Annotated in this window: 12 protein-coding genes, 2 tRNA genes and 1 pseudogene; 7 read left to right on the forward strand and 8 right to left on the reverse strand. The window is 58.4% G+C overall.

All coding sequences use genetic code 11. From position 1 onward, the window contains the following. Positions 1–162: 162 nt before the first annotated feature. The 7 genes from dnaB to rnr form a co-directional block, all read right to left on the reverse strand. A complete protein-coding gene (gene dnaB, locus ACJJU9_RS22515) occupies positions 163–1,557 on the reverse strand; it encodes a replicative DNA helicase (protein WP_048366583.1) in 1,395 nt (464 codons plus the stop codon). A 122-nt stretch (positions 1,558–1,679) separates the two neighbouring features. Continuing rightward, positions 1,680–2,126 (reverse strand): 50S ribosomal protein L9, encoded by a 447-nt coding sequence (gene rplI / locus ACJJU9_RS22520; RefSeq protein WP_048366584.1) that lies wholly within the window; start codon positions 2,124–2,126, stop codon positions 1,680–1,682. Positions 2,127–2,145: 19 nt separating this feature from the next. Continuing rightward, entirely contained in the window at positions 2,146–3,042 is an 897-nt protein-coding gene (locus ACJJU9_RS22525) for a hypothetical protein (RefSeq protein ID WP_048366585.1), read from the reverse strand. A 36-nt stretch (positions 3,043–3,078) separates the two neighbouring features. Next, a complete protein-coding gene (gene rpsR, locus ACJJU9_RS22530; RefSeq protein WP_003171373.1) occupies positions 3,079–3,309 on the reverse strand; it encodes a 30S ribosomal protein S18 in 231 nt (76 codons plus the stop codon). Between the two features lie 28 nt (positions 3,310–3,337). After that, positions 3,338–3,763 (reverse strand): 30S ribosomal protein S6, encoded by a 426-nt coding sequence (rpsF, locus tag ACJJU9_RS22535; protein ID WP_003439045.1) that lies wholly within the window; start codon positions 3,761–3,763, stop codon positions 3,338–3,340. Positions 3,764–4,040: 277 nt separating this feature from the next. After that, complete coding sequence (gene rlmB, locus ACJJU9_RS22540; RefSeq protein ID WP_048366586.1) at positions 4,041–4,808, reverse strand: 23S rRNA (guanosine(2251)-2'-O)-methyltransferase RlmB; 768 nt, start codon at positions 4,806–4,808, stop codon at positions 4,041–4,043. Further along, a complete protein-coding gene (rnr, locus tag ACJJU9_RS22545) occupies positions 4,805–7,468 on the reverse strand; it encodes a ribonuclease R (RefSeq protein WP_048385283.1) in 2,664 nt (887 codons plus the stop codon). Before rnr ends, rlmB begins: the two co-directional genes overlap by 4 nt. Before the next feature lie 223 nt (positions 7,469–7,691). Between rnr and ACJJU9_RS22550 the strand changes: the two genes are divergently transcribed. The 7 genes from ACJJU9_RS22550 (at position 7,692) to ACJJU9_RS22580 (ending at position 13,127) form a co-directional block, all read left to right on the forward strand. Beyond that, positions 7,692–7,778, forward strand: a tRNA-Leu gene (locus ACJJU9_RS22550). 175 nt (positions 7,779–7,953) lie between these two features. Further along, a tRNA-Leu gene (locus ACJJU9_RS22555) sits at positions 7,954–8,040 on the forward strand. Positions 8,041–8,269: 229 nt separating this feature from the next. After that, positions 8,270–8,935, forward strand: a complete 666-nt coding sequence (locus ACJJU9_RS22560) for an outer membrane protein (protein WP_153392762.1) — start codon at positions 8,270–8,272, stop codon at positions 8,933–8,935. Positions 8,936–9,079: 144 nt separating this feature from the next. Then, positions 9,080–10,102 carry an iron ABC transporter substrate-binding protein gene (locus ACJJU9_RS22565; protein WP_153333279.1) on the forward strand — a complete coding sequence of 341 codons (1,023 nt, stop codon included), beginning with the start codon at positions 9,080–9,082 and terminating at the stop codon, positions 10,100–10,102. After that, on the forward strand, positions 10,102–11,655 hold the full coding sequence (locus ACJJU9_RS22570) for an iron ABC transporter permease (RefSeq protein ID WP_048366592.1): 1,554 nt from the start codon (positions 10,102–10,104) through the stop codon (positions 11,653–11,655). The genes ACJJU9_RS22565 and ACJJU9_RS22570 overlap by 1 nt, the downstream gene beginning before the upstream one ends. Before the next feature lie 461 nt (positions 11,656–12,116). Continuing rightward, positions 12,117–12,374, forward strand: a complete 258-nt coding sequence (locus tag ACJJU9_RS22575; RefSeq protein ID WP_407729569.1) for a DUF3077 domain-containing protein — start codon at positions 12,117–12,119, stop codon at positions 12,372–12,374. 495 nt (positions 12,375–12,869) lie between these two features. Further along, the gene (locus ACJJU9_RS22580; protein WP_282363767.1) at positions 12,870–13,127 is read left to right on the forward strand and encodes a DUF3077 domain-containing protein; all 258 of its coding nucleotides are present in this window, start codon (positions 12,870–12,872) and stop codon (positions 13,125–13,127) included. Positions 13,128–13,313: 186 nt separating this feature from the next. Here ACJJU9_RS22580 and ACJJU9_RS22585 read toward each other — a convergent pair. Continuing rightward, positions 13,314–13,823: pseudogene (locus tag ACJJU9_RS22585) on the reverse strand (methyl-accepting chemotaxis protein); the annotation flags it as partial. Positions 13,824–14,042 lie beyond the last annotated feature (219 nt).

Genomic DNA, 14,042 nt, shown 5'->3' on the forward strand with positions numbered 1-14,042 from the left:
GTGTTGAGTGCAAAAAAAGGGCGCGACATTTACTGAGAAATTCGCGGGCGCGGAATATAGCACAAAAAATGACCAATTCCGACGGCGGCGGTCGGAATTGGCAAGTGTAAGGCCAGCTGTAGCAGGAGCCAATGGCGGGCATTGCTGACAGCGGGCTACTGGTTACTCGTCGTCGAAGTTGTAACTGCCCGGCGCGAGGTTTTCGAAGCGTGTGTATTTGCCGATAAACGCCAATCGCGCCGTGCCGATAGGGCCGTTACGCTGCTTGCCGATGATGATTTCAGCAACGCCCTTGTGCTCGGTTTCGGGGTGATACACCTCGTCCCGGTACACGAACATGATGACGTCGGCGTCCTGCTCGATGGCTCCGGATTCACGCAAGTCGGAGTTGATCGGGCGTTTGTTGGGCCGTTGTTCCAGGGAACGGTTGAGCTGCGACAGGGCAATCACCGGGCAGTTGAATTCCTTGGCCAGCGCTTTCAGGGACCGCGAAATTTCAGAAATCTCGTTGGTCCGGTTATCGCCGCCCGAACCCGGGATCTGCATCAACTGCAGGTAGTCGATCATGATCATGCCAATCTCGCCGTGCTCACGCACCAGGCGCCGGGTACGGGCACGCATCTCGGACGGGCTGATACCCGCCGTGTCATCAATGAACAGCTTGCGATCGTTGAGCAGGTTGACCGCCGAGGTCAGGCGTGGCCAGTCGTCATCTTCGAGGCGACCCGCACGCACCTTGCTCTGATCGATACGCCCAAGCGACGAGAGCATACGCATGATCAGCGATTCACCTGGCATCTCAAGCGAGTAAACCAGTACCGCCTTGTCGCTGCGCAACACGGCGTTCTCAACCAGGTTCATGGCGAAGGTGGTTTTACCCATCGATGGACGGCCCGCAACGATGATCAAGTCGGCTGGCTGCAAGCCGCTGGTCATGTTGTCGAGGTCGGTGTAGCCGGTGGACAAGCCGGTAATGGCTTCGTCGGTATTAAACAGGGTGTCGATACGGTCGATGGCTTTGGTCAACAGGTCGTTGACGCTCACCGGGCCGCCGGTTTTAGGCCGGGCCTCGGCAATCGCAAAGATCTGCCGCTCAGCTTCGTCGAGGATCTCTTCTGCGGTGCGGCCTTCCGGGTTGAAGGCGCTGTCGGCAATTTCAGTGCTGATGCCGATCAGTTGGCGCAACGTCGCACGCTGACGAACGATCTGGGCGTAGGCCTTGATGTTCGCCACCGACGGGGTGTTCTTCGCCAGTTCGCCCAGGTAGCCCAGACCACCGACTTGCGAGGTCTGACCTTCCTTGTCCAATTGCTCGGCAAGGGTCACGACGTCAATGGGTGAGTTCTGGTCGGCCAGTTTGGCGATGGCGCGGAAAATCAGGCGATGGTCATGCCGATAAAAATCGCCGTCCGAGACCTGATCCAACACGCGTTCCCAGGCGTTGTTGTCCAGCATCAGACCACCGAGTACAGCCTGTTCGGCCTCGATGGAGTGCGGCGGCACCTTCAGGGCTGCGGTTTGCAGGTCGTATTGCTCAGGAGCGGAAATATCGTTCATGGCCACGTGTCAGTTTGGGGTGAAAATCAGGATCAGCAGAAAGACAAAGGGCACGACCTGTAAACAGGATCGTGCCCGATGTTAACCGTCCAGCACACAGGGTGCCAGTCAGTTAAGACTGCTTAAGCAGCTACCACAACAACGCGTACGGTTGCTTCAACTTCGGCGTGCAGGTGCACAGCCACGTCGAATTCGCCAACGTTGCGGATAGTGCCGTTCGGCAGACGAACTTCGCTTTTTGCAACTTCAACGCCAGAGGCGGTCAGTGCATCAGCGATGTCGTGAGTACCGATCGAACCGAACAGCTTGCCTTCGTCACCGGCGGTGGCAGTGATAGTCACTTCCAGCTCGCCCAGTTGAGCAGCACGAGTTTCGGCCGAAGCTTTCTTGTCAGCTGCTGCTTTTTCCAGCTCAGCGCGACGCTCTTCAAACGCAGCCAGGTTGGCAGCGGTTGCAGCGGTAGCTTTGCCGTACGGCAGCAGGTAGTTACGACCGTAGCCGGCCTTAACATTTACTTTGTCGCCCAGGTTGCCCAGGTTTGCGACTTTTTCCAGAAGGATCAGTTGCATGTGAAAATCCTCTTAACTTTTAACCTTCACCGTCCGCAGAGCCTTTATCAGCGTCTTTCGGCGCCAGACGTCCGCGAAAATCAATCAGGCTGTCGACAATGGCCAAGACCACGAGCAACGGATAGATCAGCTGCATGAACAGCAGCAGCGTGACGTACAACCCCACCAGCCAAAACTTGGCCAGTCGCTTTTTCGCTACCAGCCCGTGTATCAGGGCCAGGCCGGCGAAGAACAACGCTACGCTGCACAACGGCGTCAACATGGCCATTTGCGGACCGAAGTTCGGCCCTACAAGCATGCACGCCAGCAACAATAGCGCTGGTCCCAGCGGTAGGCGGATGCTGCGAAATTCGCTGGCAAAACCGCCCGGGTTATACAACAGCGCTTGCCAGTAACGCCCAAGAATCAGGCTCAGCACGCTGACGACCTGCATCAAAGCTGCAATCAAACCGGTGAGGACGGGTGCAATCAGTGCTCCTAGGCGCGCTCGCTCTACGTCAGATAACTTGTCGTAGAGACCACTGAGGATCTGCGGCAGAAGTTTTTCCAACTCCTGCGCCATCGCACCAATGGGTTCGCGGAAAACCGTGCCCAGAACCACGCCATACACCACACCCAACGCTACGCTGACCAGCAGCACGCGGTACCAGGGCTGACCGGCGCGCAAGAGCATCGCCAATCCCAGGGTTCCCAACAGCACCATCAAGGTGCGGGGTTCGCCCATAAACCACCAGGCCAAGGCCGGCAGTAAAGCCCATGAGAGGATGCTCAAGGCATCTCTCGGACCGCGCCGCAGGAGCACAAGGCAACCTGCAGCAGCACTCAACCAGAACAAAAACGGCAATGCCGCACATCCGGCCACGATTAACGTGGCCTGCACACGGCCTCGCATGATGAACTCAGCTAGGGCACGCATGCATTCAATCCTTTACTACCTGTCGACTGCCCGGTCTCAGCGGCCGTGGCTGTCGGTGTAGGCCAGCAGGGCCAGGAAGCGGGCGCGCTTGATAGCGGTGGCCAGCTGACGCTGATAACGAGCTTTAGTACCGGTGATGCGGCTTGGAACAATTTTGCCGGTCTCGGATACGTAAGCTTTCAGAGTGTTGAGATCTTTGTAATCGATCTCTTTCACTTCTTCTGCGGTGAAGCGGCAGAATTTACGACGACGGAAGAAACGTGCCATGTAATTGGCTCCTCAAAAGGTCCGTGGATTACTCGTCAGCGTTATCGCTGGCGTCGCTGTTATCGCTGTCATCGCCATCGGCGCTGTCAGAATGCTCAGGACGGTCACGACGCTCACGGCGCTCACTGCGGTTCTCTTCAGCCTTGAGCATCTCGGACTGGCCAGTTACGGCTTCGTCGCGACGGATGACCAGGTTACGGATCACAGCATCGTTGTAACGGAAGTTGTCTTCCAGCTCAGCCAGGGCTTTGCCAGTGCACTCAACGTTCAGCATCACGTAGTGAGCCTTGTGAACATTGTTGATTGCGTAGGCCAGTTGACGACGGCCCCAATCTTCCAGACGGTGGATTTTGCCGCCGTCTTCTTCGATCAGCTTGGTGTAACGCTCTACCATGCCGCCGACTTGTTCGCTTTGATCCGGGTGGACCAAAAAGATGATTTCGTAATGACGCATGAATGCTCCTTACGGGTTGTAGCCTGCCGCTAACTTAAAGCGGTCAGACAAGGAGTGAATGACACTTGTGTGTCTTGCCTAGAGAGGCACATATGCGCCCGCCATGATGGCAAGGGGCGCAATTGTAGAGAAGGGACAAGAGCGACGCAAGGTGATTGGTGATTATTTGAACAATACAAACGCCCCCTATAACCGTAGGAGCGAGCTTGCCTCGCGATCTTTTAATCTTTACAAGATCGCGAGGCAAGCTCGCTCCTACCGTTGAGGGCGGTGTGGGTTATTTCTTTTTGGCAGGAGCCTTGGCTTTGACGCTGCGCTGACGCAGGGCTTCAAACAGGCAAACGCCGGTCGCTACCGAGACGTTCAGGCTGCTGACGCTGCCCGCCATCGGCAGGCGCACCAGGTAGTCGCAATGCTCGCGAGTCAGGCGGCGCATGCCTTTGCCTTCTGCACCCATGATCATGATGGTCGGGCCGGTCAGGTCTTGCTCGTACAGCTCCTGCTCGGCTTCGCCCGCCGTACCGACGATCCACAAGCCACGTTGTTGCAGCTTTTTAAGCGTCGCGGCCAGGTTGGTCACGGCCACCAACGGAATCACTTCCGCCGCGCCGCAGGCTACTTTTCGTACCGTTGGGGTCAGCGTTGCCGACTTGTCTTTGGGCACGATAACCGCCAGTGCACCGGCCGCATCGGCGGTACGCAGGCAAGCACCCAGGTTGTGCGGGTCTGTCACGCCATCCAGTACCAGAATCAGCGGAGCACCTTCGGTGCGATCCAGCAATTCGTTGAGCATGGCCTCGCCCCACACCTGGCTCGGGCTCACATCCGCCACAACGCCCTGGTGCACGCCTTCAACCCAGGCGTCCATTTCACGGCGCTCGGCCTGACCGACGTCGATGCGGTTTTCAGCAGCCAGCGCGACCAGGGTCTGGACGCGAGGATCGTTGCGGCTTTCAGCCAACCAGATGTGCTTGACGCGTTTTGGGTGGTGACGAAGCAACGCTTCTACAGCGTGAATGCCGTAGATTTTTTCCAACTGACTCATGACTTGGCCTTAGGTTTGCGCGACCCGCCGCTTTTGCTGGCAGGCGCAGCGCCCGATTTTGGCGGGCCTTTACGATGTTTGCTGGGTTTGGAAGGCTTGCCCGCGTCTTTAGCGGGTGCTGCCCTCCCCGACTTTCCCGACTCCGATGCTCGACCGCCGCTTTTCGCATCAGCCAACAGCGCCTTTTTCACTTCGCGGCTTTTACGCACTTCGGCGTTATTGGCCGCCGCGTCGCTGGAGCGATAAGCACCGTCAGAAGCTTTCACGGTTTTGGCTGGCGCGCTGCGGCGAGCGGGTTTAGCCGCTTCAACCGGTGGCGGCTCAGTCGGCTTGGTCCCGGATTTACCTGCGTTTTTACGCACAGGCTTTTCGTCGGTGCGATTTTTACGACCAATCGGCGCGCTGAGGGTTTTCTCAGCCATTTCGAAGTCGATTTTGCGCTCGTCCAGATCAACCCGCATGACGCGCACTTCAACCGTGTCACCCAAGCGGAAGCTGCGACCGGTGCGCTCGCCCGCCAGGCGGTGATGCACAGGGTCAAAGTGGTAGTAGTCGCCCGGCAAGGCAGTCACGTGGACCAGACCTTCAACATAAATGTCGGTCAGTTCAACGAACAGGCCAAAACCGGTAACTGCCGTCACCACACCCGGGAACGTCTCGCCTACGCGGTCCTTCATGAACTCGCACTTGAGCCAGTTGGTCACGTCACGCGTGGCTTCATCGGCACGGCGCTCGCTCATCGAGCATTGCTCGCCGAGCTGCTCCAGAATCGCTTCGTCGTACGGGTAAATGCGCGCTTTCGGGATGGTCATCGCGCCAGCACGCAGAACGTGCGGGGTATCCTGCTTGGAATGGATAACGCTGCGAATCGCCCGATGCGTGAGCAAGTCCGGGTAACGACGGATCGGCGAAGTGAAGTGGGTATAGGCTTCGTAGTTCAGGCCGAAGTGGCCCTGGTTATCAGCGCTGTACACCGCCTGGCTCAACGAGCGCAGCATCACGGTCTGGATCAGGTGGTAATCGGGGCGGTCCTTGATGTGCTCAAGCAACGCCTGATAGTCCTTCGGCGAAGGGCCATCCTTACCTTTGTGCAGGCTCAGACCCAACTCACCGAGGAACGCGCGGAGTTTTTCCAGACGCTCAGGTGGCGGGCCGTCGTGCACACGGTACAGGGCCGGAATTTCGTGCTTCTTGAGGAACTCAGCGGTGGCAACGTTGGCCGCCAGCATGCATTCTTCGATCAGCTTGTGCGCGTCGTTACGCGTGGTTGGGCGAATTTCAGCGATTTTGCGCTCGGAACCGAAGATGATCCGGGTTTCCTGCGTTTCAAAGTCAATCGCGCCACGGGTATGACGAGCGCCCAGCAGCACTTTGTACAGTGCGTACAGTTGCTTGAGGTGCGGCACCACATCAGCGTATTCGCTGCGCAGTTGCTTGGCGTCGTTGGTTTTCGGGTGCTCAAGGATGGTGCTGACCTTGTTGTAGGTCAGACGCGCCTGTGAGTGAATCACCGCCTCGTAGAACTGATAGTCGGTCATTTCGCCGGTTTTGGAGATGGTCATCTCGCACACCATGGCCAAACGGTCGACTTTCGGGTTCAGGGAGCACAGGCCGTTGGACAACTCCTCGGGCAGCATGGGAATCACGCGCTCCGGGAAGTACACCGAGTTGCCACGCACTTGGGCTTCAGCGTCCAGCGCCGAACCAATTTTCACGTAGCTGGATACGTCGGCAATGGCCACGTAGAGCTTCCAGCCGCCGCCGAACAAGCGCAGCTTGCCGGACTTGGCTTCGCAATACACGGCGTCATCGAAGTCGCGGGCATCTTCGCCGTCAATGGTGACGAACGGCAGATGACGCAGGTCGATGCGCTTCTCTTTGTCTTTCTCTTCAACTTCTGGCTTGAGCTTGGCGGCTTCTTTAAGCACAGCCTCCGGCCAGACGTGAGGAATGTCGTAGGTGCGCAGCGCGATGTCGATTTCCATGCCGGGCGCCATGTAGTTGCCCACCACTTCAAGCACATCACCCTGCGGCTGGAAGCGCGGGGTCGGCCAATGAGTGATCTTCACTTCAACGAACTGCCCGATCTTCGCGCCCGCATTGCGGCCCGGAGTCACCAGCACTTCCTGCTGGATTTTCGGGTTATCGGCCACTACAAAGCCGATGCCGCCTTCTTCGAAGTAACGGCCCACGATGGTTTCGTGAGCACGCGAGACCACTTCAACGATCACGCCTTCACGACGGCCACGGCGGTCCAGACCCGAAACACGGGCCAGCGCACGGTCGCCATCGAACACCAGACGCATTTGCGCCGGGCTCAGGAACAGGTCGTCGCTGCCATCGTCCGGCACCAAAAAGCCGAAGCCATCACGGTGACCGCTGATGCGACCCAGGATCAGGTCGAGTTTGTCTACCGGTGCGTACGTGCCACGGCGGGTGTAAATCAGTTGCGCATCGCGCTCCATCGCACGCAGGCGGCGACGCAGGGCTTCAATTTGGTCTTCGGTCGTGAGCCCAAACTCTGCGACCAACTGCTCACGAGCAGCAGGCGAACCGCGTTCAGCCAGATGCTGAAGGATCAGTTCGCGACTTGGGATAGGGTTTTCGTATTTTTCCGCTTCACGTGCGGCCTCGGGATCGAGGGTCTGCCAATCGGCCATTAGATAGTTTTCACCTTGTCTATATGCGGTTAGTTTGGCATACGCGTATTGAAACGGGAAATTTCGGACTCTAGCAGTGCCTTATTAGCCGGTTCTGACGCGCCTGGCGGGCTCAAACACACCGCCCGCGAAATATTTTGAATATTTTTAATCACAACGCTTTACAGGTCAAAGGGGCATCCGTATAGTGCGCGCCATCGACAACGGCGACGTTGCAGATACTGCCCAGATGGTGAAATTGGTAGACACGCCAGCTTCAGGTGCTGGTGGCCGCAAGGCCGTGGAAGTTCGAGTCTTCTTCTGGGCACCAATTTAGAGAGTGAGATTAGTACAATCTTGCATCTCACACAAAACCCGCGAAAGCGGGTTTTTTGCATTTGGGGGTTTCATAAAGAATTTTGATTTATAAACCAAAACAGGGGTTTACAGATCAAATAGCTCTCCGTATAGTGCGCCACATCAACAGCGGCAACGTTGCTGATACTGCCCAGATGGTGAAATTGGTAGACACGCCAGCTTCAGGTGCTGGTGGCCGCAAGGCCGTGGAAGTTCGAGTCTTCTTCTGGGCACCAATTCAGGTTTACAGCCTACGGTTGTGAAACCACTCAAAAAGCCCGCGAAAGCGGGCTTTTTAGTTTCCGGCATTCTAAAGCACATCCTCTGCAACTGCGCTCCATCGAATCCTCAAATACTGCCCAAAAAAAACCTGTCTCACAGAACAATCAGATTCGTCTTATCCATTTCGGCAAGACACCTCAATAAGAATGCGACTCTTCTATTCCAATAAGATGAGTCAGCACCATGAACAATACCTGCCTAGCACTAATACTTACGGCATTTTGCATTCCTGCAGCACAAGCTGGGGAGTGGTATGGCTCGGCCAAGCTCAACAGCGCCCATCAAAAACTCTCTGACGCACTGTTAACCAGCCCTCGCGTCACCGACCGCGTGTCCAACCCCGACAGCAATAAACGCATTTCTGGATCATTGGCATTGGGCCATGCGTTTTCGGGCGGCTGGCGCCTTGAAGGTGAATACACCTCGCGCACCCATGCCAACTTTGATTCCCACTGGGCTCCTTTCGAAGCCAACGTGAACCGGCTCAAGATTGATAGCCAACGCCTGATGCTCAATGCTTACAAAGACTTTGCAGTAAATGATTGGCTGTCGTTCTACGGCACGGTCGGCGCCGGTGTAGCTCAGATAGATGCCGAGGGGTATCAGGGCAATAAAAGCCGACGCTTCGAGAACAAACGCCAGAATAACTTTGCCTACAGCGCAGGACTTGGCGCGACCGCCAAGCTGACTGAAACAACGAGCCTGGGCTTAGGCTATCGCTATGTCGATATGGGCAAAGTTGAAACAGGCCGCAACTCCTTTGCCAACCGCATCAACGCCAGAGATGAACAACTAAAAGGCAAGCTCAGCGACCAAAACCTTTTCGTGGAAGCACGGGTCGCGTTCTAAGCCAGCATGAGATGCAGCCCCTGACTGCATTTCCCTTCCTTTGCACTCCTCCTGCCTACCTCTCCTCGCCCGATCCGCACTTGAGAAACAATATCGTTTATTATTGTTACAAGTTTTGTAGTACCAAAGTGAGGAACCCAGCGAATGATGCTCCGAAATACCCGGCTTGCGACATCTCTACTGCGCGGCCTGACGCTCTCCATCCTCGGTCTTGCACTGACCTCCCCCGCCTACGCAGCCGACCCCGTCACCTTGACGCTGTACAACGGCCAGCACAAAGAAGTGGGCGATAACCTGGCCGCCGCCTTTGAAGCCAAAACCGGCATTCACGTCAACGTGCGCAAGGGCAGCAGCAACCAACTGGCCAGCCAGATCATGGAAGAAGGCGACCGCTCCCCGGCTGACGTGTTTTACGCCGAAGAATCGCCGCCCCTGAACAACCTGGGCGAGCAAGGCTTTCTGGCCAAGGCCGACGACAGCACCCTGCAAGCGCTGCCCAAAGAATACGTGGCCGCCAATGGCACCTGGATCGGCGTGACCGCCCGCACCCGCGTCGTGGCGTTCAACCCCAAGTTGATCAAGGAAGAAGAGCTACCCAAATCGGTACTCGATTTCGCCAACCCTGAATGGCAAGGCAAAGTCGGCTTCGTCCCCACCAGCGGCGCCTTCCAGGAACAGGCCGTGGCCATCATTAAACTGCACGGCCGCGACGCCGCAGAAGAATGGCTGACCGGCCTGCGCGCCTTCGGCAAAACCTACACCAACAACATGGTTGCACTTAAAGCGGTGGAAAACGGCGAAGTCGCCACCGTGCTGGTGAACAACTACTACTGGTTCGCCCTGGAAAAAGAGAAAGGCAAACTGGACTCCAAACTGCACTACTTCACCGACGGTGATGCGGGCGGCTTGATCACCGTGTCCAGCGCAGGCGTGATCAAAGCCAGCAAGCACCCCAAAGAAGCCCAGCAATTGCTCGCCTATATGGCCAGCGAAGAGGGCCAGCGGGTGATTACCAACACCACCGCCGAATACCCGATGCGCAAAGGCATGGTGTCGGACCGTGGTCTTAAGCCATTCGAAGAGCTGCAAGCGCCGAAAATCACCCCGGCTGACCTGGGCAACGCCGAAGAAGCGCTGGACCTCGAACGCGAAACCGGCCTGCTCTGATGCTCGCCACTGCCCACCCTGTGCGCCACACCCTGAAGCGCAAAAGGCCGTCGATCTGGCTGCTGCTGCCCGTCCTGCTGCTGGTCGGGCTCAGCCTGCTGCCGCTGCTGTATGTCGCCACCAAAGCCTGGCAAGCCGGCTGGACGCAGGCATTGAGCCTGTTGTGGCGGCCGTATGTATTCGGCCTGATGCGCAACACGCTGCTGCTGATGGTGGGTGTGACCGTGACATGCGCCGTGGTCGGCCTGTCGCTGGCCTGGTTGCTGGAACGCAGCAACTTGCCGGGGCGGCGCCTGTGGGGCGTGATCCTGTGCTTGCCGTTTGCCGTCCCGGCGTTCGTCAGCAGCTTCACCTGGGTATCCCTCAGCGCCAGCTTTGAAGGCCTGGGCGGGGCCATTCTGGTGATGAGCCTGTCCAAATACCCGCTGATCTTTCTGCCGGTCGCTGCGACCCTGCGCAACCTTGACCCGGCCCTGGAAGAATCAGCGCGTACCCTGGGGCAGAACCGTTGGGGAGTGTTTTTCAAGATCACCCTGCCGCTGCTCTGGCCTTCGCTCCTGGCCGGCTCGCTGCTGATTGCCTTGCACATGCTGGTGGAATTTGGCGCGCTGTCGATCATCGGTCTGCAAACCTTCACCACCGCGATCTACCAGCAATTTGAACTGGAATTCAGCAACGCCAATGCGGCGATGCTGTCGGCGGTGCTGCTGGTGATGTGCCTGAGCCTGTTGTGGCTGGAGCTGAAAGTGCGCGGCAAAGGCCGCCACATTCGCATCGGCCAGGGCGCAGCACGGCGCGCCGAGCAGGTGCGGTTGGGCAAGTGGTCGCTGGTGGGGCAAGTGTATTGCCTGCTGCTGGCGGTGATTGGTAGCGGCATCCCGCTGGGTATGCTGGCGTACTGGCTGATCAAGGGCAGCTCGGCGGCCTTCCCGATGGCGGCGATTGGCGAGGCGCTGTTCTCGTCGCTGGCCTTATCGTTGGGCGGTGCAGCCTTGTGTCTGGTGCTGGCGGTGCCGGTGGGGTTGCTGGTGGTGCGTTACAAAGGCCAACTGGCGATCTGGGCCGAACGCCTGCCGTACCTGCTGCACGCCCTGCCGGGCCTGGTCATTGCCCTGGCGCTGGTGTACTTCTCGCTGCATTACGTGCCGGTGCTGTATCAGACCTCGGCGTTGCTGCTGGTGGCGTATGCGCTGCTGTTTTTGCCCTTGGCGCAAGCACCGATCCGCACCGCGCTGAACAAGGCCGCCCCGCAACTGGAAGAAGCCGCCCGCACCTTGGGCGCTTCGTCGTTCTCGGCGTTTTGCCGGGTGACCTTGCCGATTATCTTCCCGGCGCTGGGCGCGGCGTTTGCACTGGTGTTTCTCGACGCCATGAAAGAACTGACCGCCACCTTGCTGCTGAGCCCGACAGGGCTTAACACTTTGGCCACCCAAGTGTGGGCGCACACCTCAAATGTCGAGTTTGCGGCCGCGGCGCCTTATGCCGCGCTGTTGATCGTGGTGTCGGGCTTGCCGGTGTATTTGCTGACCACGCGGATGTATTTGAGCCGCTGAAGCCGCCCTCACCCCAACCCTCTCCCGGAGGGAGAGGGAGCTTTACCGAGGTGGTTTCGGATTCAACGCCATTGCTTGCAGACCGCAAATGATCTTCAAGATCCCCCAATCAGTCCCCTCTCCCTCTGGGAGAGGGCTAGGGTGAGGGGCTTTTTCCCACACAATTCGCAACGCCTGCACCGGCTTCGTCCCTTTCATTCGCAGGACCTTTCCTAGAGAATCCTCACCGCCTTGTGGCGCTGGAACTGCGCGGATAGTCTCGACGGGTCACTGATTTCAGTGGCCGGTTTTGACAGACCGACTGATCTCGCATGACCACTACTGTGTTATGGCGGCCATGTGCGGGGCATCTTCGGGTGCGCCGAGTTCGCGAGACTCCTCGGTCTGTCAACCCGCACATAGCTGCCACCCTTGCGATTGACAGCGGATTGACGACAGCTCCAACGTTTGGAGTTTCTCGTATGGATAAAATCGTCCCAGACCCACCCCTCGACACCTTCCACACCAGCACCCATCGCGGCACGCTGCTGTTCGCCACCCACCCCGGTATTCCCGCACGAGACGCGCTTGAACACGTTTCGCTGCTGCTTAAAGGCGCAGAGTTAAACGCCGATGACATCAGCGCCCACCTTTCAGGCCTTGAAGCCGAGCAGCTGTGGAATGTTATCCACAGCATGGAGATGGCCCGTGCGCTGGTGGACTCGCTGCTGACTGATTAATGCTCGCCATGAATGCGCTTGTGCGTAACCCGCCAGCCCTCACCCCAACCCTCTCCCGGAGGGAGAAGGAGCTTTACCGAGGTGGTTTCGGATTCAACGCCATTGCTTGCAGACCGCACACCATCACCAAGATCCCCCAATCAGTCCCCTCTCCCTCCGGGAGAGGGCTAGGGTGAGGGTCTTTTCCCACACAATTCGCAACGCCTGCACCGGCTTCGTCCCTTTCATTCGCAGGACCTTTCCTAGAGAATCCTCACCGCCTTGTGGCGCTGGAACTGCGCGGATAGTCTCGACGGGTCACTGATTTCAGTGGCCGGTTTTGACAGACTGCGAACAAGGTAATGCCAGCACGCGTTATGGCGGCTGTGTGCGGGGCACTTTCGAGTGCACCGGGCTTGCATACCTTCCCGGTCTGTCACCCGCATGCAGTTGCCACCCTTTCCGTATGACAGCGGGCAGTGGCAGCCTCTTTCAGACTGCTCAAGGTATGCGCACATGAATAAAATCGTCCCAGACCCACCCCTCGATGCCTTCCACACCAGCGCCCATCGCGGCACGCTGCTGTTCGCCACTCACCCTGGCATTCCCGCACGAGACGCGCTTGAACACGTTTCGCTGCTGCTTAAAGGCGCAGAGTTAAACGCCGACGACGTCAGCGCCCACCTTTCAGGCCTTGAAGCCGAGCAGCTGTGGAATGTTATCCACAGCATGGAGATGGCCCGTGCGCTGGTGGACTCGCTACTTACTGATTAATGCTCGCCATGAATGCGCTTGTGCGTAACCCGCCAGCCCTCACCCCAACCCTCTCCCGGGGGAGAGGGAGCTTTACCGAGGTGGTTTCGGATTCAACGCCATTGCTTGCAGAGCGCACACCATCACCAAGATCCCCCAATCAGTCCCCTCTCCCTCCGGGAGAGGCGTGGAGAGGGGCTTTTGATTTTAAGCCCTGAACTGCCCCAAACTGGCCTTCAACTGCTCTGCCAGGCTGTCCAGCACTTTGCCGCTGGCCGTGGTCTGCGTGACGGCCTCGGCCGCGCGTTCGGCCTGGGCATGGATCACTTCGACCCGCCCACGCACTGCATGGGCGCCCTGAGCCTGATGCGCTGCGGCTTTGGTCGCATCGTCTATGGCTGTGTGCACTTGCTCAACCGAGGCCTGCACGGTCTTCTGCAATTTCACACTGCCGCGCAGCACCGCCAGGCCTTCGTCCGCCTGACGCCCGGCCTGCGCAATCGCCGCGACCGCTTCTTTGGCGCCCTGCTGCAAGGCCACGATGTGCGCCTGAATATCGCCGGTAGAGCTTTGTGTTTTGCTCGCCAACGCACGGACTTCATCGGCCACTACCGCAAAGCCGCGCCCCGTCTCGCCTGCCCGCGCTGCTTCAATGGCGGCGTTCAACGCCAGCAGGTTGGTCTGCTCGGCAATGCCATGGATCACCGTCAGCACCACTTCGATCTGCTCGCTTTGCTGCGCCAGCCGCTCAATCACCTTGGCGCCCTCGCCCACTTGCCCGGCGAGCGCTTCAATCAAGCCGCCCACTTGCGCCGAGGTGCGGGTGTTTTCGTCAGTCGCCTGACGAATGTCCACCACTTGGCGCAGCGCCGCCTGCATCGCCTGGCTTTCAGACTGCGCCGCATCGGCCATGGTCGACAGCGCCTCAAGGCTTTG

This window comes from Pseudomonas helleri, assembly GCF_045830615.1.
In the GTDB taxonomy this organism is placed as follows: Bacteria; Pseudomonadota; Gammaproteobacteria; order Pseudomonadales; family Pseudomonadaceae; genus Aquipseudomonas; species Aquipseudomonas helleri.

Excerpts from the sequence above, each read along its gene's own strand:
- dnaB (WP_048366583.1), bottom strand. The coding sequence starts at position 1,557 with ATGAACGATATTTCCGCTCCTGAGCAATACGACCTGCAAACCGCAGCC.
- rplI (WP_048366584.1), bottom strand. The coding sequence starts at position 2,126 with ATGCAACTGATCCTTCTGGAAAAAGTCGCAAACCTGGGCAACCTGGGC.
- ACJJU9_RS22525 (WP_048366585.1), bottom strand. The coding sequence starts at position 3,042 with ATGCGTGCCCTAGCTGAGTTCATCATGCGAGGCCGTGTGCAGGCCACG.
- rpsR (WP_003171373.1), bottom strand. The coding sequence starts at position 3,309 with ATGGCACGTTTCTTCCGTCGTCGTAAATTCTGCCGCTTCACCGCAGAA.
- rpsF (WP_003439045.1), bottom strand. The coding sequence starts at position 3,763 with ATGCGTCATTACGAAATCATCTTTTTGGTCCACCCGGATCAAAGCGAA.
- rlmB (WP_048366586.1), bottom strand. The coding sequence starts at position 4,808 with ATGAGTCAGTTGGAAAAAATCTACGGCATTCACGCTGTAGAAGCGTTG.
- rnr (WP_048385283.1), bottom strand. The coding sequence starts at position 7,468 with ATGGCCGATTGGCAGACCCTCGATCCCGAGGCCGCACGTGAAGCGGAA.
- ACJJU9_RS22560 (WP_153392762.1), top strand. The coding sequence starts at position 8,270 with ATGAACAATACCTGCCTAGCACTAATACTTACGGCATTTTGCATTCCT.
- ACJJU9_RS22565 (WP_153333279.1), top strand. The coding sequence starts at position 9,080 with ATGATGCTCCGAAATACCCGGCTTGCGACATCTCTACTGCGCGGCCTG.
- ACJJU9_RS22570 (WP_048366592.1), top strand. The coding sequence starts at position 10,102 with ATGCTCGCCACTGCCCACCCTGTGCGCCACACCCTGAAGCGCAAAAGG.
- ACJJU9_RS22575 (WP_407729569.1), top strand. The coding sequence starts at position 12,117 with ATGGATAAAATCGTCCCAGACCCACCCCTCGACACCTTCCACACCAGC.
- ACJJU9_RS22580 (WP_282363767.1), top strand. The coding sequence starts at position 12,870 with ATGAATAAAATCGTCCCAGACCCACCCCTCGATGCCTTCCACACCAGC.